This window comes from Streptomyces sp. NPDC046831, assembly GCF_040645305.1.
In the GTDB taxonomy this organism is placed as follows: Bacteria; Actinomycetota; Actinomycetes; order Streptomycetales; family Streptomycetaceae; genus Streptomyces.
In genome coordinates this window covers 100131-122086 of sequence record NZ_JBEYXZ010000006.1, presented here as the reverse complement: position 1 = coordinate 122086, position 21956 = coordinate 100131, and the positions used below count along the sequence as shown (strand labels likewise).

Sequence of the window (21956 nt, the reverse complement as noted above, 5' to 3'; positions counted from 1 at the left end):
CCGGCGGGGGGTTCATCCGGCGCGCCGGTGCTGTCTGGGACGAGACCGCTTCTCGACGTACATGCGCTCGTCCGCGGACTTCAGCACCTCGTCCGCCGTCATGCCGCAGTGCGCCCACCCGATGCCGAAGCTGGCGCCGACGCGGACGGCGCGGCCCTCGGCGCTGATCGGCTGGATGATCTCGTTGCGCAGCCGTACGGCCAGGTCCTGGGCGTCGGCGCGGCCGAGCCCGTCGGCGAGGATGACGAACTCGTCGCCGCCGAGCCGGGCGACGGTGTCACCGTCGCGGACGCCGTTGCTGAGCCGCTGGGCGACTTCGATGAGGACGGCGTCGCCGGCGTTGTGCCCGAACCGGTCGTTGATCGACTTGAAGCCGTCGAGGTCGCAGAAGAGGACCGCCAGGCCCTTGGTGCCGTCGTCGTGCTCCCCCTCGGGGGCCACGGTGTGCACGTGGTGGTCGTAGGCGTCGTACGCCTCCGCCTCCGGCCGGAAGTCGAAGCCGTGGCCGCCGACGTCGTAGGCGGGGTGGCCGTAGGCCGCGTCGAGCGAGTCCAGCTCGCCGGCGTACCCCGACTGCGGGCGCCGGCAGAGGCGGGCGGACAGGCGGGCCCGCAGCTCGGCGGAGTTCGGCAGGCCGGTCAGCGAGTCGTGGGAGGCGCGGTGGGCGAGCTGGAGCTCGCGGCGCTTGCGCTCCTCGATGTCCTCGACGTGGGTGAGCAGGAAGCGCGGGCCGTCGGCGGCGTCCGCGACGACGGAGTTGCGCAGGGACACCCACACGTAGGTGCCGTCGCGGCGGCCCAGGCGCAGCTCGGCGCGGCCGCCCTCGGCGGAGGTCCGCAGCAGGGTGCCGATGTCCTCGGGGTGGACGAGGTCGGAGAAGGAGTAGCGGCGCATCGCCGAGGCGGGGCGGCCCAGCAGCCGGCACAGGGCGTCGTTGGTGCGCAGGATGCGGCCGTGCTGCTCGCCGCCCATCTCGGCGATGGCCATGCCGGAGGGCGCGTACTCGAAGGCCTGCCGGAAGCTCTCCTCGCTGGCGCGCAGGGCCTGCTGCTCACGCTCCAGGCGGACCAGGGCGCGCTGCATGTTGGCGCGCAGCCGGGCGTTGCTGATCGCGATGGCGGCCTGGAAGGCGTACATCTGCAGCGCCTCGCGGCCCCAGGCGCCGGGCCGCCGGCCGTTGCGCGGGCGGTCCACGGAGATCACGCCGAGCAGCTCGCCGGAGGAGCCGCCCGGCCCTCCGGGGGTGTACAGCGGCGCGAAGAGCCGGTCGGAGGGGTGCCACTCGTCCTCGAAGCGGGGCTCGGGCCCGTCGGTGTACCACTGCGGGACGTCGTCGTCGTCGAGGACCCAGCCCTCGGCGTGGGGTATGAAGACCAGGTCGCCCCACTGCTCCCCCATGGTCAGCCGCCGCTCCCAGGAGTCGCGGGAGCCGACGCGGCCGGTGATCAGCGCCTCGGCGGCGGAGTTCCCGGAGAAGGCGGCGACGACGAGGTCGCCGTCGGGGCGGACGAGGTTCACGCACGCCAGCTCGTAACCCAGGCCGTTCACGACGCCGTCGGCGACGCTCTGCAGTGTGTCGGCCAGGCTCCGCGCGGTGTTCATGTCCGCCATGACCTGGTGCAGTTGTCGCAGGGTCGCAAGGCGGACATACGGCTCCGACTCGGTCTCCATGCTCGCCCTCCCCCCCGAGACCTCGCAGCGAATCAAGGGTTCTCTTCGGCGTATCTTTCCTTGCGGTCGTCCCCGCCACTGAATCACAGCGCGAAGCCCACTCGGTACACAGGGTCAACAATTAGTCGCTCTTGTGACTCAAGTCACAGCCAAACGTGAACGATTGCGTGGAGTTCCTGCGGTTTCCCTGCGCGTTTCCCGAACGCAGACTTTGTAGGTGTGTGGACATGATGCACGAGGGGCGCGCCGGGCGGGCCGAAACGGCTCCTCCCCGGGTCCTAGGTCCCGTTTCGGGCCCTGGCCCGATGCGGCCGGCGCGGGCCGGTGACTAGCGTTTTCGCGTGCTGAACACTTCCTCCGACCCGTCCGCCGCCCGGTCCGCCCCCTCCACCTCGCCGGGCCCGCCGGGCTCCTTCGCCCCGCCCGGCTCCGGGCATGCTGGGGGAGTGACCGACGACGAGTTCCGCGCCGCCATGTCGCGGCTGGCCGCGGGCGTGGTCCTGGTGACCGCGCAGGAGCCGCCGCTCGACCCGGACGACCCACGGGCCCCGGCCGGCGAGGACGCCGGCATGACGGCGACGGCCTTCATGTCCGTCTCCCTCGACCCGCCGCTCGCCATGGTCAGCCTGCGCACCGACTCCCGGATGGACGACCTGCTCGCCGAGCAGCCCCTGTGGGCCGTCTCCGTCCTGTCCGAGAGCCAGCGCCACATCGCCGGCCGGTTCTCCATGAAGGGCCGCATCAGCGACCGCCTGCTGTTCCAGGACATCCCGTATGTGCGCGGCGAGGTCTCCGGGGCCCCGCTGGTGGGCGGCGCCCTGGCCACCCTGGAGTGCCGCACGGAGCAGCGGGTCCCGGCGGGCGACCACACCCTGGTGCTGGGCCGTGTCCTCACGGCGAGGATCCCGAGCGCGGACGGCAGCCCGCTCATGTACTTCCGGGGCCGCTACCGGCACCTGGCGTGACCGCGGCCGCCGGCCGGGGCGCGGGGCCGGGCGCCGCGGATGCGGCCTGGGACGGCGGGGACGGCCGGGGCGGCTCAGCTCCAGTCGCGGCCGGAACGGCCCCGCTTCGTCTCCGAGCGCTGCTTCTTCTCCCGCAGCCGTCGTTCGTTGATCCCGCGCGGGATCCGGGTCGGCCGGCGCGGCCTGGGCGGCGGCGCGGTCGCCTCGGCGAGCAGCGCGGCCAGGCGGACGGCGGCGGCCTCCCGGTTGCGCCACTGGGAACGGTGCTCGGAGGCCCGGACGCTGACGACGCCGTCGACGAGCCGGCCGGCCAGCCGCCGCAGCGCCCGCTCCTTCCACACCGGGGGCAGGGCCTCGGTCCGCGCCAGGTCGAAACGGAGTTCCACCTGGGAGTCGCTGGTGTTGACGTGCTGTCCGCCGGGACCCGACGACCGCGAGAAACGCCACATGAGCTCGGCCTCGGGCAGCAACACCGAGCCGCGGACGACATACGGACCGGACATGGCTCCCATGTTCCCGTCCCCCCACGGTTCACGTCACCCGGTTTTCCCGGCGATGCGGCCGAAGGAGACGAGCCGGGTAAAAAAGGTAAAGAGATCCGGAACCGAGGGGACCCCCCCAGGCGTTGTGCAGAGTGCCGGTAGCTTCGTCGGCATCACGCAACGAGGGAAGGGACTCCCACACCATGGCTGTAAGCCTGTCCAAGGGCGGCAACGTCTCGCTCACCAAGGAAGCTCCGGGCCTGACCGCCGTCACCGTGGGCCTCGGCTGGGACGTCCGCACCACCACCGGCACGGACTTCGACCTGGACGCCTCCGCGATCGCGGTCAACACGCAGGGCAGGGTCTACTCGGACCAGCACTTCGTCTTCTTCAACAACAAGCAGACCCCGGACAACTCCATCGTCCACACCGGTGACAACCGCACGGGTGAGGGCGCCGGCGACGACGAGGCCCTCAACGTCAACCTGGCCGCGCTCCCGGCCGACATCGAGAAGGTCGTCTTCCCGGTCTCCATCTACGACGCCGAGAACCGCGGCCAGAACTTCGGCCAGGTCCGCAACGCCTACATCCGCATCGTCAACCAGGCCGGCGGCGCCGAGATCGCCCGCTACGACCTGTCGGAGGACGCCGCCACCGAGACGGCCATGATCTTCGGCGAGCTGTACCGCAACGGTGCGGAGTGGAAGTTCCGCGCGGTCGGCCAGGGTTACGCCTCCGGCCTGGTCGGCATCGCGCAGGACTTCGGCGTCAACGTCTGACCGGCACAGGGCCCTTCGGGCCGCACCGGGCCGCTCCGGGCACGACGGTGCCGGGAGTCCCGGCCGGCGGTGGCGCCGCCGGCCGGGGCTCCGCGTGTCACCGGCCGCCTTCGGGACCGCGCGACATGCGCTCCGCCCGCGGGCAGTCCGGGGGCCGCGCATTCCGGCGGCTCCCCCGTCCTCCACACCTGAAGCAGCCACCGGAAAACGCGGCGTGCGAGGTTCACCGCCGCACGGCGCGGGCCCGGCAAGCGGGTCGGAGTCGCCGGGCCACCCCTCACGGATGGTCCGGCTTCCCTTCGCCGTACAGCCAGTCCGCCCAGACGGCGCCGAAGTCCTTGTCCGGCGCGCGCTGCTCCACGTAGGCGGTGAAGGCGGCGGTGTCCGCGTTCCCGTGCCGGTGGGCGGCGGCCCAGCCCCGGAGGATGCCCCGGAAGGCGTCGTCGCCCACGAGCTGCCGGATCCTGTGCAGCACCATGGCCCCCCGGTAGTAGACGGGCGGGTCGGACAGGTGCGCGGCACCGCTCGGCCTCCCGGGCGGGAAGGCCCAGATCTCCTCGTTCTCGTCCGGATCGTCGGTGACGTCGTAGCCGCCGTTGCCCGACTTGGGGAAGTACGGGTCACGCACGCCGGAGCCGCCCGGGGAGCCCCGCACGCCGTCGCCGCCGCAGGCCGTCACGGCGAGGGCGAGCAGGGCGCAGGTGACCGCCGCCGGCCGGACGAAAGGCGCATGCCGGTCCACGCTCGCGATCTCAGGCGGGGAGCGTGACACCATCACCTCGTGCTCGACATCGGCTACGCCCTCTCCACCCGTTTCCCCGACCCCCCGCAGACGGACTACCGGCGTGTGGACGTCCACACGCTGCGCCACGACCTGTTCTGCGGCGACGTCTACCTGGCGGACACCGAGGCGGACCGGGAGCTGTCCACCGCCTGGGGATGGGTGCCGGTGCTCGACTTCGCGTGGGCGCTGTGCGACATCGTGGAGCGTCTGGACCGCGACCCGGCCGGGTCCCGGGCGTCCCGCCCCCAGCGGGCGGAGCTGGACTTCGCCGAGTCGACGGACCGCATGCTCTTCGAGCGCCGCTTCGGCTGGGTCGACGTCGAGGCCGACTGGATGCCGGCCGAGGAACCCCCGCTGACCTTCTCCCACGCCGAGCTGCGCCGGGAGGCCCGGGACTTCCTGCACGACCTGATCGCCGACCTGTGCGACCTGCACGAGGACCTCGCGGACAACCCGGCGATCTGGACGCTGCAGGCCCGTTACCCCCGGATGCCGTGAGCGGCCCGCCCCGGCGGTCACCGCGGGCGGGGCCCGGCCCGCGGCGCCCGGCGCGCCGGCTGGGGCGGCCCCAACGGGGCGGCCGCCCCTGACACGCACCGCCCGGCAGGACCCCGCCCGCGGCGCCCGGTGCGGGGCCGCGGCTCAGTCCCGCACCGCGATCCCCAGTTCCGCCGCCAGCAGCGGCGCCAGGTCGAGCAGCTGCGGCGTACTGATCACCGCGCCGGCCAGGCGGTCCAGGCCGCGGGCCACCTCCAGCGGGGCGGCGCCGCGCAGATCCGTGTCCCTGAGCACGGCGGCGGTGAGGTCGGCGCTCCGCACGGCGCAGTCGACGAACTCCACCCGTTCCAGGCGGGCGCCGCCGAAGTCCGGCTCGACCAGGACGCAGCCCTCGAAGACGACGTCCTTCAGCCGCGCCGTGCGCAGGTTCAGCCAGTCGATCTTGCCGCCGCGGATCCACACCCGCTCCAGGACCGCGCCGTGCAGCCGGACCCCGCCGAGGCGGACGTCGACGAGCTCCACGTCGCGCAGGGTGGCCTCGGCCAGGTCCGTGCCCACGCCGCGCAGGCCGGTGACGACCGAGTCCAGCAGCCGGGCGTGGTGCAGCGACGCCTGGTCCACGGTGCAGCCGGTCAGCGCGCAGTCCAGGAACCGGGCCCCCGCGCCGTTCTGCCCGGTGAGGTCCGCCCGGCAGAACTCCAGCCCGTCGTAGTCCCCGTCCGGCTCCAGCGTGCCGGCGCCGAAGGGCTCCAGCGCGGGCAGCCGCACCTCGGGGCGCCGTGCCGCCTTCACGCCTGCGCCGGCCCGGGGCGCCCCCGTCGCTCTCCTCACCATGCGCCCATCCTGCCGCCCGCCGCCGACAACGGCTCCGCGGGCCCGCGGCAGCCGGGTCAGTGGCGTCCCGCCACCCGGTCGGCGGCGCCGGCCAGCCGGGACGACCGGGCGCTGTGCGTGCGCCGTTCGCGCCGGTCGGCGGTGCGGTAGGTGGCGTACAGTCCCTGGACGCCCAGCCAGCGCAGCGGCTCCGGCTCCCACTTGCGCACCCGGTGGCCGACCCACGGCAGGTCGGTGAGGGCGGTCCGGCCCGCCTGGCCGGAGTCGAGCTGGACCAGGTCCCGCAGCGTGCGGGCGGCGAGGTTGGCGGTGGCGACCCCCGAGCCGACGTAACCGCCCGCCCAGCCCAGCCCGGTGGAGCGGTCCAGGGTCACGGTGGCGCACCAGTCGCGGGGCACCCCGAGCACGCCGGACCAGGCGTGCTCCACGCGCACCCCGGCCAGCGAGGGGAAGAAGCCGACGAGGACGTCGCGCAGGGCGTCGACCGTCGCCGCCTGCGTGCGGCCGTCGTGGTCGGTGCGCGAGCCGAAGCGGTAGGGCACCCCGCGCCCGCCGAGCGCGATCCGGCCGTCCGCGGTGGCCTGCGCGTACATGTACGCGTGCGCCATGTCGCCCAGCGTCTCGCGGCCCGCCCAGCCGAGCGCCTCCCACTGCGCGTCGGTCAGCGGCTCGGTCGCGATCATCGACGAGTTCATGGGCAGCCAGGTGCGCCGCTGGCCCTTGAGCGAGGCGGTGAAGCCCTCCGTGCAGCGCAGCACGTACGGCGCGCGGACCGTGCCGTACGGGGTGACGGCGTGCCGGGGGCGGATCTCCGTCACCGGCGTCGACTCGTGGATCGTCACGCCGAGCGCCTCCACGACGGCCGCGAGTCCCTTCACCAGCTTCGCCGGGTGCAGCCGGGCGCCGTGCGGGGTCCACGTGGAGCCGACGGCGTCGGCGACCCGGACCCGCTCGGCGGTCTCGCGGGCACCGTACAGCTCGCGGTCCTTCTCGCCGAAGGCCAGCTCGTGCTCGTGGAAGGCCTTCAGCCGGGCCAACTGCGCGGGCGTCCGCGCGACTTCGAGGACGCCGCCCTGGTGGACGCCGGCCTCGATGCCCTCCGCGGCCGCGACCCGGACGACCTCGTCCACGGTGTCGTTCATCGCCCGCTGCAGGCGCACGGCGGCCTCCCGGCCGTGCAGCTTCGCGTACCGGTCCCGGCCGGCCACGCCGTTGTAGAGCCAGCCGCCGTTGCGCCCCGAGGCGCCGTAGCCGCAGAACTTCTGCTCCAGGACGGTGACGCGCAGGAAGGGCGCCGCCTTCTTCAGGTAGTACGCGGTCCACAGGCCCGTGTACCCGCCCCCGACGATCACGACGTCGGCCGCCGCGTCGCCGGTGAGCGGCTCCCGCACCGGGGGCAGGCCGTCGTCGGCGAACCAGAAGGAGATGCCGCCGTTCACGGCACCGCTGACCGAGCTGCTCATGGCCGGACGTTAACCCCTCGGCACGGCCACTGTCTCCTTCGGATTCCGTGCTTTTCCGGCCGCCCGCCCGCCGGTGACACGCCGCCGGACGGCCGATCCCGGGCCCTCACCGGCCTTCCGGTCATACGGTACGGAATATGACGAAACGCCATATCGCTCTTCTCGCGTGCACCGTTGCGCTCGTCGGGGCGGGCCTCGGCGCCGCTCCGCCGGCCTCCGCGCCGCAGATCTCCGTACCGAAGACGCACCTGGTGCTGCGGGGCCAGTCGATCCAGCAGGCGGTCAACGCCGCCAGGCCGGGTGACACCGTCCTGCTGATGCCCGGCACGTACCACGAGAGCGTCACCGTGGCCACGTCCGGGGTGACCCTGCGCGGCTTCGGCCGCTACACCGTGGTGGAGCCGGCCGGCAAGGCCTCCGGCCGCTGCGCCGAGGGCGGCAACGGCATCTGCGTGACGGGCACGAAGGGCCGCCCCGTCGAGGGCGTCACCGTCGCCAACCTCACCGTGCGCGGCTTCTCCCGCTCCGGGGTCCTCGCGGTGTCGGCCGACCGGCTGACCGTGCGCCGGGTGACCGCCGAGAAGAACGGGCAGTGGGGCATCGCCGAGGAGCGTTCCGTACGCAGCGTGTACCGGGACAACACCGCCCGGAACAACGGCGACGCCGGTCTGTTCCTCGCCAACACCGTCACGACCGAGGCGGGCGCCGCGGACGCCGGGGGCACGCTGCTCGAGGGCAACCGGCTCGAGGGCAACCGCATCGGCGTCACCGTCCGGCGCCTGCGCGACGTGGTCGTCGCGGACAACGACGTCACCAGCAACTGCGCGGGCGTCTTCGTCGTCGGCGACGAGAACCGGCCCAAAGCCGGCGCCGTGACGGTCACCGACAACCGCGTCACGCGCAACAACAAGTACTGCCCGAAGACCGCGCGGCTGCCCTACCTCCAGGGCTCCGGCATCGTCCTGACCGGCGTCGAGGACACGCTCGTGACCCACAACACGGTCACCGGAAACACCGGCGCGTCGCCGCTGTCGGGCGGCGTGGTGCTGTTCAAGAGCTTCGTCGGCGTCACCAGCGAGCGCAACCGCGTCACCGAGAACCTGCTCGACGGCAACACCCCGGCGGACCTGGTCGACCAGGAGACCGTGCGGAACAACACCTTCGCGCGCAACACCTGCCGTGTCTCCCGGCCCGCGGGACTGTGCTGACCACCACCGCCGGCACCGAACGGCACCACCGCCGTCATTCATGAACGGCACCGACGAACAGCAGCAAGAAGGAAGGAAGGCGGCGCATGACGACCGCAACCACCCCTCCGCCGTCCATGCGGCTGCGGGAACTCGCGTTCGGGGCGGCGTGTGCCGCCGCCCTCCGCGCGGCCGCCCGCCTGGGTGTCGCCGACGCGCTCGGTGACGCCCCCATGTCCGTGGAGGACCTCGCGGCAGCGGTGAAGACCGAGCCCAAGCCGCTGCGGCGGCTGCTGCGCGCCCTGTCCTGCTACGGCGTCTTCACCGAGCAGGGCGACGGCACGTTCGCCCACACCGACATGTCGCGCCTGCTGCGCGAGGACGACCCCCACAGCCTGCGCTACATCACGCTGTGGTGCACCGAGGCCTGGACCTGGGACGCCTGGCCGAAGCTGGACGACGCCGTGCGCACCGGCCGCAACGTCGTCGAGGACCTGTACGGCAAGGAGTTCTTCGTCTACCTCAACGAGGACGCCCCGGAGTCGGCCGACGTCTTCAACCGGGCCATGACGACCTCCAGCCGCCAGTCCGCCCAGGACGTGGCCGACCTGCTCGACCTGTCGGCGGCGTCGTCGGTCGCCGACATCGGCGGCGGCCAGGGGCACGTCGTGGCGAGCCTGCTGGAGAAGTACCCGTCGATGCACGGCACCCTGCTGGACCTGCCGCGCGTGGTGGAGAACGCCGACCCGCGGCTGCGTGACGGCGGCAGCCTCGCCGGCCGGGTGACCATCGTGCCCGGCGACTGCCGTGAGGCCATCCCGGTGAAGGCCGACGTCTACATCATCAAGAACATCCTGGAGTGGGACGACGAGAGCACCGCCCGGTGCCTGCGCAACGTCATGCAGGCCGGCGGCCCCGGGGCGCGTGTCGTGGTCATCGAGAACCTCGTCGACGACACCCCCTCCATGCGGTTCAGCACCGCCATGGACCTGCTGCTCCTGCTCAACGTCGGCGGGGCCAAGCACACCACCGACAGCATGGTGGGCCGGATCACCGCCGCGGGCCTGGTCATCGACGACGTCCGCCCGGTCAACCCCTACCTGCACGCGTTCGACTGCACCGTCCCGAACTGACCCGGGGGGACGTGCCGCGATCACCGGCCGCCGGGCCCGCGACGCTGCGGGCCCGGCGGCCGCCGGCCGTCCGCGAGCCGGACGGCGGGGCCGGTGCCGGCCGGCTCAGTCGCGCTCCCAGACGTAGAAGCGGTGCGCCATCGCGTCCTTCGGGGAGCGCCACGTCTGCGGGTCGTAGGCGCTGACGTACGCCGACAGCCGCTCGCTGATGTCCCGGAACTCCGGGTGCCCGGCCACCTCGGCGATGGCGGGGCCCGGGTCCCGCTCGGACTCGACGAGGTGCAGGTACACGTCGCCGAACTGGAAGAGGCTGCGCCGGGCGACCCCGACGAGGTGCGGCAGCTCCCCCCGGTCCGAGTCCGCGAAGATCCCGGCGATGTCCGGGGCGGACCCCGGGGCCATCCGGGCGACGATGAGGGCCTGGTGCATCTTCTGCTTCTCCGTCCGGCTCAGTCGGTGGTGAAGGCCGGCTCGGCGCGGCGCGCGGCGGCGGCCTGCTCGATCCTGTCGCGGATCAGGGCCATCTGGACCTTCGAGTTCTTGTTGATGTTGTCGGTCATCCAGTCGTCGTCGACCGGCGCGTCCGGCTTCATGGCGAAGTCCTGCGTCCACACCATCCGCGTGCCGCCGGGCACCTCCTCGTAGCGCCAGTGGATGTCCATGTGGGCGAAGGGCCCGGTCTCGACCCGGCGGGCCCTGACCGTGAGCGTGCCGCGGTCCGGCTCCCGCTCGGAGACCCAGCTCCAGACGGTGCCGTTCTCGTCCGGGTGCATGGTCAGCCGGAAGGTGCACTTGTTCCCCTCCTGGGACAGGATCTCCGCGGAGGCGTACTCGCTGAACAGCTGCGGCCAGCGCTCCACGTCGTTGGTCATGTCCCAGACCAGGTCGACCGGCGCGGCGATCGTGATCTCGTTCTGTGTGTGTCCGGCCATGTCAGGCTCCTGCCATCAGGGTGCTGTTGATGAGGTCGAGGAACTGCCGGGGGGTCTTGCAGCGCTCCGCGTCGGGAGGCATCGGCGTGCCGTGCCTGTTCTCCAGTTCGCCCACGATGCCGAGCAGGCCGAGCGAGTCGATGCCGAGGTCGTCGAAGCCGGTGTCCGGCTGGTCCTGCAGCTGCTGCGGGCTGACGGTGATACCGGCGGCGGTCTTCATCAGCTCGGACAGTTCTTCCACGGTGATTTGGGCACTCATGCGGTTCCTCTCCTTCTTGCTCCGGTTGCGCTCCGGGCGGCCTCACCAGGAGGCGTCGGCGGCGCCGTGCCGCAGCACGAGCGCCGAGTTCGACCCCATGAGCCCCCGGCTGAGGACCAGCGCCGTGCGCAGCTCGGCGGCGCGGGCGCGGACGGTCACCAGGTCGAGGTCATGGCAGGTGTCGAAGACGTTGGGGGTCGGCGGGATCAGCCCGTGCTCCATGGCGAGGACGGCCGCCGCGGCGTCCAGCACGGGCGCCGCGCAGTAGGCCCGGCCGATGCCGGTCTTCGGCGCCGTGACCGGCACGCGCCGGGCGTACGCGCCCAGGGCGTCGGCGACGGCCAGCGCCTCGGCCCGGTCCGCCTCCGGGATGCCGAGCGCGTCCGCGAAGACGACGTCGACCTCCTCCGGGGCGCAGCCGGCCTCGTCCAGCGCGCCGCGGATCGCCTGGGCGAGCCCCTCGCGGGACTCCGTCCAGCGGGAGGGCCCGGTGAACGTCGCCGCGTGCCCGGCGACGGCGGCCCGCACCGGCACCTCACGCCTGCGGGCCGAGGCCGCGTCCTCCACGACGAGCATGGCGCCGCCCTCGGCGGGCACGAACCCGCAGGCCGCGTCCGTGAACGGGCGGTAGGCCCGCGCCGGGTCCGGCACACCGCTCAGCTCCTCGTAGCCGAGCTGGCAGACCATCGAGTACGGGGCCAGCGGCGCCTCCGTGGAGCCGGCCACGATCACGTCGGTACCGCGCCGGACCGCCCGCGCCGCCTGGGCGAGGGCGTCCAGGCCGCCCGCCTCGTCGGCGGCGACGACCGAGCACGGGCCCTTGAAGCCGCGGCGGATGGAGATCTGGCCGGTGCTGGCGGCGTAGAACCAGGCGATGGACTGCCAGGGGCCCACGTACCGGCTGCCCCTGCCCCACAGCTTCTGCAGCTCCCGCTGGCCGAACTCGCCGCCGCCGGAGCCGGCCGCGGTGACCACGCCCGCCGAGAACGGGGCGGCGCCGGTGTCCCCCGGCCCGAGCCGGGCGTCCTCCAGCGCCGCGTCGGCGGCGGCCATCGCGAAGTGCGTGAACCGGTCCGTCTGGACCAGGTAGCGCTCCTCCACGGACGCCGACGCATCGAAGGCGCGGACCTCCCCGGCCACCTTCAGCGGCAGGTGCTCGCAGCCCTCGCGGGTGATGCGGCCGAGGACGGCGTCGCCCTCCCGGGTGGCCTTCCAGTACGTCTCGGCGCTCGTTCCGTTCGGCGCGATCACACCGATACCGGTGACGACCGCGCGCCGCTCGTGCGGTGCACTCCTCATGTGCCCTCCCTCGGCCGGGTCAGGATCACCGCGGACTGGAAGCCGCCGAACCCGCTGCCCACGGAGAGCACGCTGTCCAGCTTCCGCTCGCGGGCGACCCGCGGGACGTAGTCCAGGTCGCACTCGGGATCGGGGGTCTCGTAGTTCGCGGTCGGCGGGACCACCTGGTGGGCCAGGGCCAGCACACAGGCCACCACCTCGATCGCCCCGATCGCCCCGAGCGAGTGGCCCACCATGGACTTGATGGAGCTCATGGGCGTGTCGTAGGCGTGGTGCCCGAGGGCCCGCTTCACCGCCGCGGTCTCGTGCCGGTCGTTCTGCCGCGTCCCGGAGCCGTGGGCGTTGACGTAGCCGATCGCGGAGCCGTCCAGGCGGGCGTGGTCGAGCGCGGCCTCGATCGCCCGGGCCATCTCCACGCCCTCGCTCGTCAGGCCGGTCATGTGGTAGGCGTTGCCGAAGGTGGCGTAGCCGCTGAGCTCGCAGTACACGTGCGCGCCGCGCGCCCGGGCGTGCTCCAGCTCCTCCAGGACCAGCACCGCGCCGCCTTCGCCCATGACGAAGCCGTCACGGTCGTTGTCGAAGGGCCGGGAGGCGTGGGCGGGGTCGTCGTTGTTCGGCGACGTCGCCTTGATCGCGTCGAAGCACGCCATGGTGATCGGTGATATGGGCGAGTCCGACGCCCCGGCTATGCAGATGTCGGCCCGGCCCTCCTCCACGGTGTGCAGGGCGTACCCGACCGCGTCGAGGCCGGAGGTGCAGCCGGTGGAGACGGTCTGCACCGGCCCGTGCGCCCCGAAGCGCTCCGCCACCGTCGAGGCCAGGGTGCTCGGCGTGAACGCCCGGTGCAGATGGGGCTCGGCCCGCTCGTGGTCCACGTCCCAGCGCTCGCCGCCGTGGCTGACCAGCACGTAGTCGTGCTCCAGCCGGGTGGTGCCGCCGACGGCGGTGCCCAGGGACACCCCGACCCGCCAGGGGTTCTCCCTGGACAGGTCGAGGCCGGAGTCCCGTACGGCCTCCTCGCCGGCGACCAGGGCGAACTGTATGTACCGGTCGCAGCGGGCGACCTGTTCCCCGTCCAGCCCGCAGGCCACCGGGTCGAAGTCGCACTCGGCGGCGATCCGGGACCGCAGGCCGGCGGGGTCGAAGAAGGTGATGCCCCGCGTCGCGGTCCGCCCGCTCGCCAGCAGGTCCCAGAACGCCGGGGCGCCGATGCCGCCGGGCGCCACGATGCCTATGCCGGTGACCGCCACTCGCCTGTTCACGACCGCACCTCTGCCGTCGCGGCCCCCTCGGCGGGCGTGAGCGCCCCGTCCTCGGTCCCCTCCGTGTCGACGTGGCCGAGCTGCGGGCGCGGCGCGAGCGGACCCAGGTGGAAGACGATCCGCGCCTCCACGTCGCCCACGTTGCGGAAGCGGTGCCGCATGTAGGCCGGGATCATCAGGCCCTGCTCCGGCCGGAGCGGGTGCGGGTCGCCGTCCAGGTCGACCTCCAGGTCGCCGCAGACGACGTAGACGAACTCCTCGGAGTAGGGGTGGTAGTGCTCGCCGATGCGGTCACCCGGCTGGACGATGGCGACGCCCATGAAGCCGCTGGTGGAACCGACCGTGGCGGGGGTGAGCATGGCGCGCAGATCGCCGCCGCGCTTGGTGTTGGGCTCGGTCTCGTCAAGGTTCACGATCCTGGGCCGTGGTTTGATCACGACGTTCCTCCGTTGCTGTGGTGCGTCGGCACGGGACGTGGCCGGCGCCCGGGGCGTCAGGCCTCCGGTGCGGACCGGCGGTCGGTGATGAGGTCCATGCGGGCGTGCCGGACGGCGCCCGCGAGGTCGCCCGCCGGCAGCGTCGTCAGCTCGGCCACCTGCGCGCGGTCCGTCAGGCCGAGAGTCAGGGCGACGTCGCTGTCCAGGCCGCCGCGGACGTCGATCAGCCGCACCACGACGTCGTCGCGCTCGAAGACCGTGCTGCGCAGCACCGGGCTGCGCGGGTCGTCGGCGGCGCGCTCGTCCTGCTGGGCGAGCAGCTCGGCCAGCCTCATGCCGAGGCCGGGCCGCGCCGGGTAGTACAGGGCGTGCCGCTCGGCCTCCGCGCTCTCCTCGCCGACCGTGACGTGGTGCACGGCGGGCAGCGCCGCCCGGGTGAAGAACACCCGCGCCGACTCCTGGTCGTTGAGGTCCCGGTGCTGCTCCAGGTAGGGGTTGATGGCCTCCTCGACCGCCCGCACCTCCGGCTGCCGGGCCACGTGCCGCAGCGCCGCGAGCAGGTCGCCGCGCACCTCGATGGCCCGCACGACCCGGTTGCCGTGCATGAAGAGGGAGGTGCGGCACAGCCGGGTGGTGTCGTCGACCCTCGGCTCGGGCGAGGCGTAGCCGGCCAGGATCTCGGCGACCTTCCGCTCGCTGCCCGGCTTGACCGTGAAGGTCAGCGCGTGCCGGATCACCCCGTCGCCGATCCGGGGGGACGTCTGCAGGCGGCGCTCGGCGGCACCGCCGGCCGCCTCCGTCTCGCGGACGATGTGGAAGCGCAGCGAGCGGGTGTCCCGGATGCAGCTGTGCATCGGCTCCACCATCCGCACGTGCTCCTCGCTGTTCACCCAGGCGAGGAAGGGCGGCGCGCTTTCCCACTCGCTCGTGATGAGCCACTGGGAGGGGTTCTCGATCGACTGGCACAGCTGGTCGCTGACGTGCCCGGGGACGGACGCGACCTGGTTGCACAGCTGCTCGTACGCCTCCAGGAACTGCTGCTGGGCGCCGTCGTAGACGTCCACCAGAAGCACGACCCGGAGCCGGGAGCCGTCGAACACGGACTGGGACACCCGCTTCGCGGCCTGTCGCATCAGAGGTTCTGAGACTCGTTCAGACGTGGTGGTCATCCTGCGTACGTCTCCTTCGCGGGGCAGAGGGGAACGCCGGCCGCGGGTGACGCGACGTCAGCGTGATCTCGATCATGTGCCGGTCCCCGGGGGCGCGCGACTCGTATGAACCACGCGGGTGATTGGCCCCGCCGACGCACGCTCGGCGGCCTTGAGAGGGGATGAACAGTCCGTGCGCTCCACTCCCGCAACCCCCTGCTCATGGAGGAATCGATGCGCCAAGAAGCCGACCACCGCGTTCCCGTCCTCATCGTCGGCGGCTCACTGGTGGGCCTGTCCACGTCGCTGTTCCTGGGCCGCCTCGGCGTGCCGCACCTGCTTGTCGAGCGGCACGCCGGGACCTCCGTCCACCCGCGCGGACGAGGCAACAACGTCCGGACGATGGAACTCTTCCGGGTGGCCGGCATCGAGCCGGACATCAAGACGGCGGCGTCCCTGCTGGCCGGCAACCACGGCATCCTGCAGACCCCGACCCTGGCCGGCGACGCCAGCGAGTGGCTGTTCAAGCACATCGACCCGGGCGGGGGCCTGGCGAGGTTCAGCCCGACCGGCTGGTGCCTGTGCAGCCAGAACGACCTCGAGCCGGTGCTGCTGGAGAGCGCCCGCGCCCTCGGCGGCGACCTGCGCTACTTCCACCAGATGGAGTCCTTCGAGCAGGACGCCGACGGGGTGACCGCGGTGATCGTCGATCGGGACACCGACCGCCGCTGCACCGTCCGTGCGGACTACCTCGTCGCCGCCGACGGCCCGCGCAGCCCGGTCCGCCGTCGCCTGGGCATCGGCCAGACGGGCCCCGGCGACCTGTTCGCCAACGTGAGCCTCACCTTCCGCTCCAAGCTCCTCGCCGACGTGGTGGGCGAGCGCCGCTTCATCTGCTGCTACCTCACCGACCCCGAAGCCGACGGCGCCCTGCTGCCCGTCGACAACGAGGAGAACTGGGTCTTCCACGCCCCCTGGCACCCGGAGCGCGGCGAGACGCTGGAGGAGTTCACCGAGGACCGCTGCGCGCGGCACATCCGCCGGGCCGTCGGGGTGCCCGAGCTGGACGTGGAGATCACCGGCAAGGCCTCCTGGCGCGCCGCCGAGCGCGTCGCCGACCGGTACGCGGCCGGCAGGGTCTTCCTCGCCGGCGACTCCGCCCACGAGATGTCCCCGACGGGGGCGTTCGGCTCCAACACCGGCATCCAGGACGCGCACAACCTGGCCTGGAAGCTGGCTGCCGTGCTCGGCGGCTGGGCCGGTCCCGGCCTGCTGGAGACCTACGACACCGAGCGGCGGCCGGTGGCCCGGGCGACCAGTGCCCGCGCCTCGGCCCGCTCCGTGGAACACAGCCACCCCGGTTTCGCGCCCGCCCCCGGCGTCGGCGGCGGCCCGCGCGGCGGCATCCTCAACGTGGTCCTCGGCTACCGCTACCCCAGCGGCGCCGTCCTCGGGGCCGACCCGGAGCAGGAGATCGTGCCCGACGGCCTGCACCTGACCGGCGAGCCCGGCACCCGGGCCCCCCACATGTGGCTGCGCCGCTTCGGCCGGCGGGTGTCCACGCTCGACCTGTACGAGCGCACGATGGTGCTGCTCAGCGACGCGCGGTCCACGGCGGGCTGGCACGAGGCCGCCCAGCGCGTCGCCGCGGAGGAGGGTGTGGCCCTGCAGAGCTACCGGGTCGGCGCCGGCGACGACGCCGACCTGACCTACGCCCCGGCGGACCCGGGCCCCGGGGGCCGCCCGGCGGGCCGGCCCGGCGCCGACGGGCAGCAGGCCGCGGGCGGGCCCGGCGCCGGCGGGCCCGGTGCCGGCGGGCCCGGTGGCGGCGGGCCCGGTGCCGGCGGGCCCGGTGGCGGCGGTGCGGAGCAGGCGCCGGACTGGGCGCGGGTCCACGGCACGACACCCGACGGGGCGGTGCTGGTGCGGCCGGACGGGTTCGTGGCATGGCGGGCGACGGGCGCCGTCCCGGACCCCGAGGTGACGCTGCGCCAGGTCCTGACGGCGGTGCTCCGCCGGGACTGAACGCCCGACGCGCCTCAGGGGCCGCCCGCACCGCCCGGTGCGGGCGGCCCCTGCGCACGGGGCGCCGGGCTCGCGCGACGGCGGTCACCCGGGTGGACCAGGGCGCACGGCGCACCACCGGCTCGGCCGGCGGCGGGACGGCGGACTGGAGGGCTGGAGGGCTGGAGGGCTGGAGGGCTGGAGGGCTGGAGGGCTGGAGGGCTGGAGGGCTGGAGGGCTGGAGGGCTGGAGGGCTGGAGGGCTGGAGGGCGGCAGCGAACCGTCCTGCGGGTCCCGGTCAAGCGACTCCCGGCCACGCGACCAGACCGGCCAGGGGCGGCCGACGGCGGACGGCGGACGGCGGACGGCGGACGGCGGACGGCAGCGGATCGTCCTGCAGGTCCCGGTCAAGCGACTCCCGGCCACGCGACCGGACCGCCCAGGGGCGGCAGGCGACGGACGGCGGGCGGCAGGCGACGGACGGCCGGCGACGGACCGCGGACCGTCCCGCAGGTCCCGGTCACACGACCGGACCGGCCAGGGGTGCGGCCGCGGACGCGGCAGCCCAGCCTTGAACCGTGTGTGCAGAGCGACGTGGGCGGCGACGACGGATCCACCGTGCCGGTTCGCCGGCACGGCCGCCGATCCGCAGTCGGCCCGCCGCCCGGGAGCCGGGCGGGAAGACCTTCCTCGAGAAGGCGGCCTATGTGCTGGCGCCCGGAACGGTCGTCTTCGGCCTGCTCTACTACTTCGGCAGCACCTACATCACGTCGTACTACTCCTACTTCGGGATCCTGACGAGCGATCTGCAGCTGTCCTCGCAGAGCTACGTCGTGAGCAGCGACGACGCGCTCTTCCTGCCCGTGTGGTTCCTGTTCTGCTGCGGGCTCGTCGTGCTGCTCGCCTTCGGGCTGCTGGAGCGGGCGGTGTCGGGGGGCGGCCGGAGCCTGCGGCGCCGGGCGACCCGGGGGCTGCTGGGCGCCGGGGTCGTCCTGACGCTGCTTGGGTTCGTCGTGTTCCTGTCGCCCGGGTGGTGGAACGACGCGGTCGTCGCCCGTCTGCGGCCCGGCGCGGTCCGGGAGTTCCTGCCCACGCTCGTGGTGGCCCTGGGCGCGGTCATGGGGATCTGCGCGGTCCATCTGCGCCTCGCCCACCGGCGCCGCCCGGGCGCCCACCGGTCGGCCGACCGGCTGTGGCTGGTCGGCGGGTCGCTGTTCACCGCCATGCTCGTCCTGTCGCTGTTCTTCAGCATGGCGCGGTACGCCCACGACGCCGGCCTTGCACAGGCCGGGAACGATGCGAGAAGCCACTATCCCGACAGGCCCCTGGTGCGCGTGTACTCGCGGCTGCCCCTCGCCCACGACCTGCCCGACGTCGCACGGGCGGACCTCGGAACCGGCCACGGGCCGTACCGGTACCGGTACCAGTGGTTCGTGCTGCTGGCCAAGAGCAGCGGCCGGTACTACCTGGTGAACCGCTCCTGGCACCCGTCCTCGGACAACACGGTGCTGCTGCTGCCCGACAACGACAGTGTCCGCGTCGACGTCCTCGGGCGCGCGTCATGAGCGCCTTCGGCCCGGTCAGGAAGCGGACCCGCCGTCTCCGGGCCCGGTCGCCCCGGTGGACGGTCGCGGGCCTCCCGGCGGGGACCCGGGCGAGACCGGCGGGGACCCGGGCGAGACCGGCGGCGACCCGGGCGAGACGGGCGGCGACTCGGGCGAGACGGGCGGCGAGTGCGGCGACACGGAGGGCGGGGCGGGCGGGGAGGAGCCGTGCCCGGGCTCCGGCGCCCCGGAGGACTTCGTCTCCTTGCCGGAGGGCTTCGCCGACCCGGACGTGGGCTTCCCGGGCTCGCCGGACGGCGCCTCGGTCCCGGCACCCGGTGCCGACGCGTGGCCCTCCAGTTTCACCCGGATGGCCGCGGAGGGCGGATCGGTCTCGATGACGAGGAGCACCGTGCTGGCCCCGGCGACCGTCGGCCTGGACACGATCTCGATCTCGCAGGACTCGCCGGGCTTGAGCGTCCGGCCGGCGCAGGTCCCCAGCCGCGCCGAGAACTGCGACGGCCGCGCGGAAGCCGCGGAGCGGTGGGCCGGCGCCCCCGCGGCGCCTTCGGCGGTGCGGACGCTGCGGACCTTCACCGGCTGCTTCTCGCTGTTGGTGACCCGCACCCGGCCGGTGGCGGAGGACCCGACCTTCACCGTCGGGACGCTCATGCGCGAGCTGTCCCCCGTGTGGACCTCGCCGTACAGCTTGCCCGGGTCGGGTTCCTTCCGCGCATGGCACCCCGCCGCCCCCCACACGGCCAGGGCCACCACCGAAGCACCGCACACCACACGCCGGACCGCGCCCCGCATGATCACCCCTGTTCCGATCCGCGTTCAAGACAGCCGTAACCTCGCACACCGGGGGTGCCCACCGTCCTGACACGGACGAGGCGGCACGTCTTCTCACTCGCGCGCACCAATCGGCCGGGAGCCCGCGTCCGGCCGGCGGGGACGCACCGCTCCAGCGGCTGGACGACCGCGGCCGTCCGCCCGGCCGGACCTCGCGTCGCGGGCACCTCCTCATCCGCCCGGTGACCCGGACGGGACCGCGCGGCGCGGAAAACGCGGAACCCCGGGTCAGCGGTACCTGACCCGGGGTTCCAGAAGAGCCCCCTGTCGGATTCGAACCGACGACCTACGCATTACAAGTTGTCCGATCTTGGTCCGGGGGCGTCCGGGAGCGTGCACAGGGTCGGCTCTTTGCCTGCTCAGCGGGCGTTCCAGCCGCCGGGGGACAAGGGCGGACGCTCACGGAACAAGCAATGACTGAGACCGGAACTGAGACCGCGCCGCCCGTAGCGCAGGGCCAGGTCCGTTCGACGGACAGTTTCCCCTACTTCATCAAGCCCCGGCTGCGCTCCGCTCCGCCGGACGCGCTCCTGCTCCGCTCCGGGCGCCGCTCCTGCCTTGGGCCCGCTCCGCCCGCGCTGCGCCGACGCGCGCCCACATGTGAATAAGGCCGGACCCCGTGAGTTTGAGCACCGCGGAGCGCGGCCACGTACAGTGGCGCGCTCCACCTGGACGCCAGGGACCACGCCCGCTCCACGGTGCGTGGGTCGACGGCGGACGGGATGGAAGCGGGGACAGTGGCAGGTTGAGGTAGCGGAGTCGCTGGCCTGATTAACTCTCGGTATCTAGTGCGCACACCCGTGTGACGGTGACAATGTGGAACCAGGTCTCACGGTCTGTGTACTACATGTTGTAGCGTTCATCACTCGTTCGAGGGGTTGGGGGGCCGCTTGGCAAACAACAGCGGGAAGCGACGAGGCAGGGTTACGGACATGGCCGGGGAGCCGGCGGTTCAGGTCTACACGCCACCCGGCGTACCTCCAGCGGAGGAGACGACGTTCCCCATCGAACTAAGCGAAAACGATCGGCTTGTAGTGCGTCTTCGTACGTACCGCAAGAAGGTCGTCGACTACGCCGTCATGCAAGAGACACTGGTTGCCGGGCAGTGGGAGCAGCTCGCTCGCATCGACTGTTGCCGCGGTACAGTCCACCGTCACCTCGTCTCGCAAGAGGGCGAGACCCTGCTTGATCATGACCTCATCTGCCACATCCCCTATGGCGAGAAGTCTTGGGAAGTGGTGGATGATAGCTACGAGGGGGCGTTGGACGAGATGGAAGAACGCTGGGAAGACAACCTGCGGAGGTGGAGGCGTGGCCGCTGACGAGGCAGTGCTTCGACGCAAGGCAGCGTTCGCTGTGGCCCGCGATCTGGGGCGTCACGAGACCCGTGCCCTCTTCGAAGCCAGCGGATACCGCTCGGACGAGGAGATCGTGGTTGCCCTTGAGTCAGACACGATCGAGGACGTGTTCAGCCGGGTCCGTAGGCACAAGCCACCAGTAGCAGTAGCGATCTTCTGGCCCGAGACAGGCCGCCTTGAGTACACCTCATTCAAGCCGGGCGACGAATCGTCCACGATCGGTGGCACCAAGGAGCAGGTCGGTGGTACCGCAACGATCGGCATGCTCTTTGAGCATGCCGATCGACAGAAGCGAGGGCAGTACCGGTTCAACCTGACCTGGGACAAGCCAGCGATGACTATCGATCGCTTTGAGGCTGCGACCGCCTAAACAGCGCGACTGGGGCTGCATGGCTGTCAAGTGACCGCTTCGGACACTGGCGATCAGCACCGAACGGTGGCGGAGGGTGCCCGCAGGGGAGGCAGGGTCGACGGAGGCTCCTGACCCCCGGTGATCGACCTGATAAGGATGAGGCCACAGTGAGAACGGCCCCCGACCAGTCACCCTGGTCGGGGGCCGTTCTCACTGCTCTCAGCGCGGACGCGGTGGAATTTAAACCCACGGCGACATCGCTGCCACGACGGTTTTCAAGAGCGTCGCAGTGCCGCGACCCAGCCTCTCAACGACCTGCGACGACACTTCTTCGTTACCCCGTTGGCCCACACATGGCCCACGGCGCGGTAGCAGTCACCCTTTGAGAGCCGTGATCAACGCCGCCACGGCTGACATGAGACCCGTCACTGCCGTTGCGCCGGCGAGCCAAAGCGCGGCCCTACTGTGTCGAGCTTCGGTAGTCTCCTCATTGAGAGACCCGTCCATCTTCGTCACGGCGGTACTCCACTCCTTCGGCCAGACTGTGCCAAGTCAGGCCATAGCAAGTCGTGCCCCGTGCTCACCGTTCCAGCGGTGAGCACGGGGCATCTTGCGTTCGAGTGAAGCTGTCCGGAGCCCTCGATACCAAAGTGGCGGCCACTTGCGGCAACATCCGGACGCCATCATGCATGCTGACCTAGGCTTCTTCCCCA

21 protein-coding genes and 1 pseudogene are annotated in these 21956 nt (G+C 72.7%); 10 read left to right on the top strand and 12 right to left on the bottom strand.

Features of this window, described 5'->3' with window-relative positions; all coding sequences use genetic code 11:
- Positions 1–12: 12 nt before the first annotated feature.
- Positions 13–1671, bottom strand: coding sequence for a diguanylate cyclase CdgB (gene cdgB / locus ABZ920_RS08415; RefSeq protein WP_361500167.1), 1659 nt, complete (start codon positions 1669–1671; stop codon positions 13–15).
- 446 nt (positions 1672–2117) lie between these two features.
- Here cdgB and ABZ920_RS08410 point away from each other — a divergent pair, with 446 nt between their 5' ends.
- A complete protein-coding gene (locus ABZ920_RS08410) occupies positions 2118–2636 on the top strand; it encodes a flavin reductase family protein (RefSeq protein ID WP_361500437.1) in 519 nt (172 codons plus the stop codon).
- A gap of 74 nt (positions 2637–2710) precedes the next feature.
- On the opposite strand, the gene arfB is transcribed toward ABZ920_RS08410, so the two are convergent.
- Positions 2711–3148 (bottom strand): alternative ribosome rescue aminoacyl-tRNA hydrolase ArfB, encoded by a 438-nt coding sequence (arfB, locus tag ABZ920_RS08405; protein ID WP_361500164.1) that lies wholly within the window; start codon positions 3146–3148, stop codon positions 2711–2713.
- A 173-nt stretch (positions 3149–3321) separates the two neighbouring features.
- On the opposite strand from arfB, the gene ABZ920_RS08400 reads away from it, so the two are divergent.
- Positions 3322–3897 carry a TerD family protein gene (locus ABZ920_RS08400; RefSeq protein WP_361500161.1) on the top strand — a complete coding sequence of 192 codons (576 nt, stop codon included), beginning with the start codon at positions 3322–3324 and terminating at the stop codon, positions 3895–3897.
- Positions 3898–4174: 277 nt separating this feature from the next.
- Here ABZ920_RS08400 and ABZ920_RS08395 read toward each other — a convergent pair.
- A pseudogene (locus ABZ920_RS08395) lies at positions 4175–4465 on the bottom strand (M1 family peptidase); the annotation flags it as partial.
- 213 nt (positions 4466–4678) lie between these two features.
- On the opposite strand from ABZ920_RS08395, the gene ABZ920_RS08390 reads away from it, so the two are divergent.
- Positions 4679–5179 (top strand): hypothetical protein, encoded by a 501-nt coding sequence (locus ABZ920_RS08390; protein WP_361500158.1) that lies wholly within the window; start codon positions 4679–4681, stop codon positions 5177–5179.
- Positions 5180–5323: 144 nt separating this feature from the next.
- On the opposite strand, the gene ABZ920_RS08385 is transcribed toward ABZ920_RS08390, so the two are convergent.
- Together ABZ920_RS08385 and ABZ920_RS08380 are read right to left on the bottom strand one after the other, a co-directional pair.
- Positions 5324–6013 carry a pentapeptide repeat-containing protein gene (locus ABZ920_RS08385; RefSeq protein WP_361500155.1) on the bottom strand — a complete coding sequence of 230 codons (690 nt, stop codon included), beginning with the start codon at positions 6011–6013 and terminating at the stop codon, positions 5324–5326.
- Positions 6014–6069: 56 nt separating this feature from the next.
- On the bottom strand, positions 6070–7476 hold the full coding sequence (locus ABZ920_RS08380; RefSeq protein WP_361500152.1) for an FAD-dependent oxidoreductase: 1407 nt from the start codon (positions 7474–7476) through the stop codon (positions 6070–6072).
- A gap of 137 nt (positions 7477–7613) precedes the next feature.
- Here ABZ920_RS08380 and ABZ920_RS08375 point away from each other — a divergent pair, with 137 nt between their 5' ends.
- Positions 7614–8684 carry a right-handed parallel beta-helix repeat-containing protein gene (locus ABZ920_RS08375; RefSeq protein WP_361500149.1) on the top strand — a complete coding sequence of 357 codons (1071 nt, stop codon included), beginning with the start codon at positions 7614–7616 and terminating at the stop codon, positions 8682–8684.
- 86 nt (positions 8685–8770) lie between these two features.
- The gene (locus ABZ920_RS08370) at positions 8771–9796 is read left to right on the top strand and encodes a methyltransferase (protein WP_361500147.1); all 1026 of its coding nucleotides are present in this window, start codon (positions 8771–8773) and stop codon (positions 9794–9796) included.
- 105 nt (positions 9797–9901) lie between these two features.
- Here the strand turns inward: ABZ920_RS08370 and ABZ920_RS08365 are convergent, their stop codons facing one another.
- The 7 genes from ABZ920_RS08365 to ABZ920_RS08335 are packed head-to-tail and all read right to left on the bottom strand — an operon-like array spanning position 9902 to position 15154.
- Positions 9902–10225 (bottom strand): TcmI family type II polyketide cyclase, encoded by a 324-nt coding sequence (locus tag ABZ920_RS08365; RefSeq protein WP_361500144.1) that lies wholly within the window; start codon positions 10223–10225, stop codon positions 9902–9904.
- A gap of 20 nt (positions 10226–10245) precedes the next feature.
- On the bottom strand, positions 10246–10728 hold the full coding sequence (locus ABZ920_RS08360) for an SRPBCC family protein (RefSeq protein WP_361500142.1): 483 nt from the start codon (positions 10726–10728) through the stop codon (positions 10246–10248).
- Between the two features lies 1 nt (position 10729).
- Positions 10730–10987: an acyl carrier protein gene (locus ABZ920_RS08355; RefSeq protein ID WP_361500139.1), complete on the bottom strand. Its 258-nt coding sequence runs from the start codon at positions 10985–10987 to the stop codon at positions 10730–10732.
- A gap of 42 nt (positions 10988–11029) precedes the next feature.
- On the bottom strand, positions 11030–12286 hold the full coding sequence (locus ABZ920_RS08350; RefSeq protein ID WP_361500136.1) for a beta-ketoacyl synthase N-terminal-like domain-containing protein: 1257 nt from the start codon (positions 12284–12286) through the stop codon (positions 11030–11032).
- Positions 12283–13548, bottom strand: coding sequence for a beta-ketoacyl-[acyl-carrier-protein] synthase family protein (locus ABZ920_RS08345; RefSeq protein ID WP_361500133.1), 1266 nt, complete (start codon positions 13546–13548; stop codon positions 12283–12285). The genes ABZ920_RS08350 and ABZ920_RS08345 overlap by 4 nt, the downstream gene beginning before the upstream one ends.
- Positions 13545–13985, bottom strand: coding sequence for a cupin domain-containing protein (locus ABZ920_RS08340; RefSeq protein WP_361500130.1), 441 nt, complete (start codon positions 13983–13985; stop codon positions 13545–13547). Before ABZ920_RS08340 ends, ABZ920_RS08345 begins: the two co-directional genes overlap by 4 nt.
- Positions 13986–14041: 56 nt before the next feature.
- Positions 14042–15154, bottom strand: coding sequence for a SchA/CurD-like domain-containing protein (locus tag ABZ920_RS08335; protein ID WP_361500127.1), 1113 nt, complete (start codon positions 15152–15154; stop codon positions 14042–14044).
- A gap of 213 nt (positions 15155–15367) precedes the next feature.
- Between ABZ920_RS08335 and ABZ920_RS08330 the strand changes: the two genes are divergently transcribed.
- The 5 genes from ABZ920_RS08330 (at position 15368) to ABZ920_RS08310 (ending at position 21261) form a co-directional block, all read left to right on the top strand.
- Positions 15368–17158, top strand: coding sequence for an FAD-dependent monooxygenase (locus ABZ920_RS08330; RefSeq protein ID WP_361500124.1), 1791 nt, complete (start codon positions 15368–15370; stop codon positions 17156–17158).
- 686 nt (positions 17159–17844) lie between these two features.
- Entirely contained in the window at positions 17845–18702 is an 858-nt protein-coding gene (locus ABZ920_RS08325) for a hypothetical protein (protein WP_361500121.1), read from the top strand.
- Between the two features lie 55 nt (positions 18703–18757).
- Complete coding sequence (locus tag ABZ920_RS08320) at positions 18758–19564, top strand: hypothetical protein (protein WP_361500118.1); 807 nt, start codon at positions 18758–18760, stop codon at positions 19562–19564.
- An 859-nt stretch (positions 19565–20423) separates the two neighbouring features.
- On the top strand, positions 20424–20855 hold the full coding sequence (locus tag ABZ920_RS08315) for a hypothetical protein (protein ID WP_361500115.1): 432 nt from the start codon (positions 20424–20426) through the stop codon (positions 20853–20855).
- Positions 20845–21261, top strand: a complete 417-nt coding sequence (locus ABZ920_RS08310) for a hypothetical protein (protein WP_361500112.1) — start codon at positions 20845–20847, stop codon at positions 21259–21261. The genes ABZ920_RS08315 and ABZ920_RS08310 overlap by 11 nt, the downstream gene beginning before the upstream one ends.
- The last annotated feature ends 695 nt before the right edge of the window (positions 21262–21956 follow it).

Bases quoted from the DNA above. Each gene is read 5' to 3' on its own strand.
- ABZ920_RS08355 (WP_361500139.1), bottom strand. From the start codon at position 10,987: ATGAGTGCCCAAATCACCGTGGAAGAACTGTCCGAGCTGATGAAGACC.
- ABZ920_RS08365 (WP_361500144.1), bottom strand. From the start codon at position 10,225: ATGCACCAGGCCCTCATCGTCGCCCGGATGGCCCCGGGGTCCGCCCCG.
- cdgB (WP_361500167.1), bottom strand. From the start codon at position 1,671: ATGGAGACCGAGTCGGAGCCGTATGTCCGCCTTGCGACCCTGCGACAA.
- ABZ920_RS08380 (WP_361500152.1), bottom strand. From the start codon at position 7,476: ATGAGCAGCTCGGTCAGCGGTGCCGTGAACGGCGGCATCTCCTTCTGG.
- ABZ920_RS08335 (WP_361500127.1), bottom strand. From the start codon at position 15,154: ATGACCACCACGTCTGAACGAGTCTCAGAACCTCTGATGCGACAGGCC.
- ABZ920_RS08375 (WP_361500149.1), top strand. From the start codon at position 7,614: ATGACGAAACGCCATATCGCTCTTCTCGCGTGCACCGTTGCGCTCGTC.
- ABZ920_RS08330 (WP_361500124.1), top strand. From the start codon at position 15,368: ATGCGCCAAGAAGCCGACCACCGCGTTCCCGTCCTCATCGTCGGCGGC.
- ABZ920_RS08360 (WP_361500142.1), bottom strand. From the start codon at position 10,728: ATGGCCGGACACACACAGAACGAGATCACGATCGCCGCGCCGGTCGAC.
- ABZ920_RS08385 (WP_361500155.1), bottom strand. From the start codon at position 6,013: ATGGTGAGGAGAGCGACGGGGGCGCCCCGGGCCGGCGCAGGCGTGAAG.
- ABZ920_RS08370 (WP_361500147.1), top strand. From the start codon at position 8,771: ATGACGACCGCAACCACCCCTCCGCCGTCCATGCGGCTGCGGGAACTC.
- arfB (WP_361500164.1), bottom strand. From the start codon at position 3,148: ATGGGAGCCATGTCCGGTCCGTATGTCGTCCGCGGCTCGGTGTTGCTG.
- ABZ920_RS08350 (WP_361500136.1), bottom strand. From the start codon at position 12,286: ATGAGGAGTGCACCGCACGAGCGGCGCGCGGTCGTCACCGGTATCGGT.
- ABZ920_RS08400 (WP_361500161.1), top strand. From the start codon at position 3,322: ATGGCTGTAAGCCTGTCCAAGGGCGGCAACGTCTCGCTCACCAAGGAA.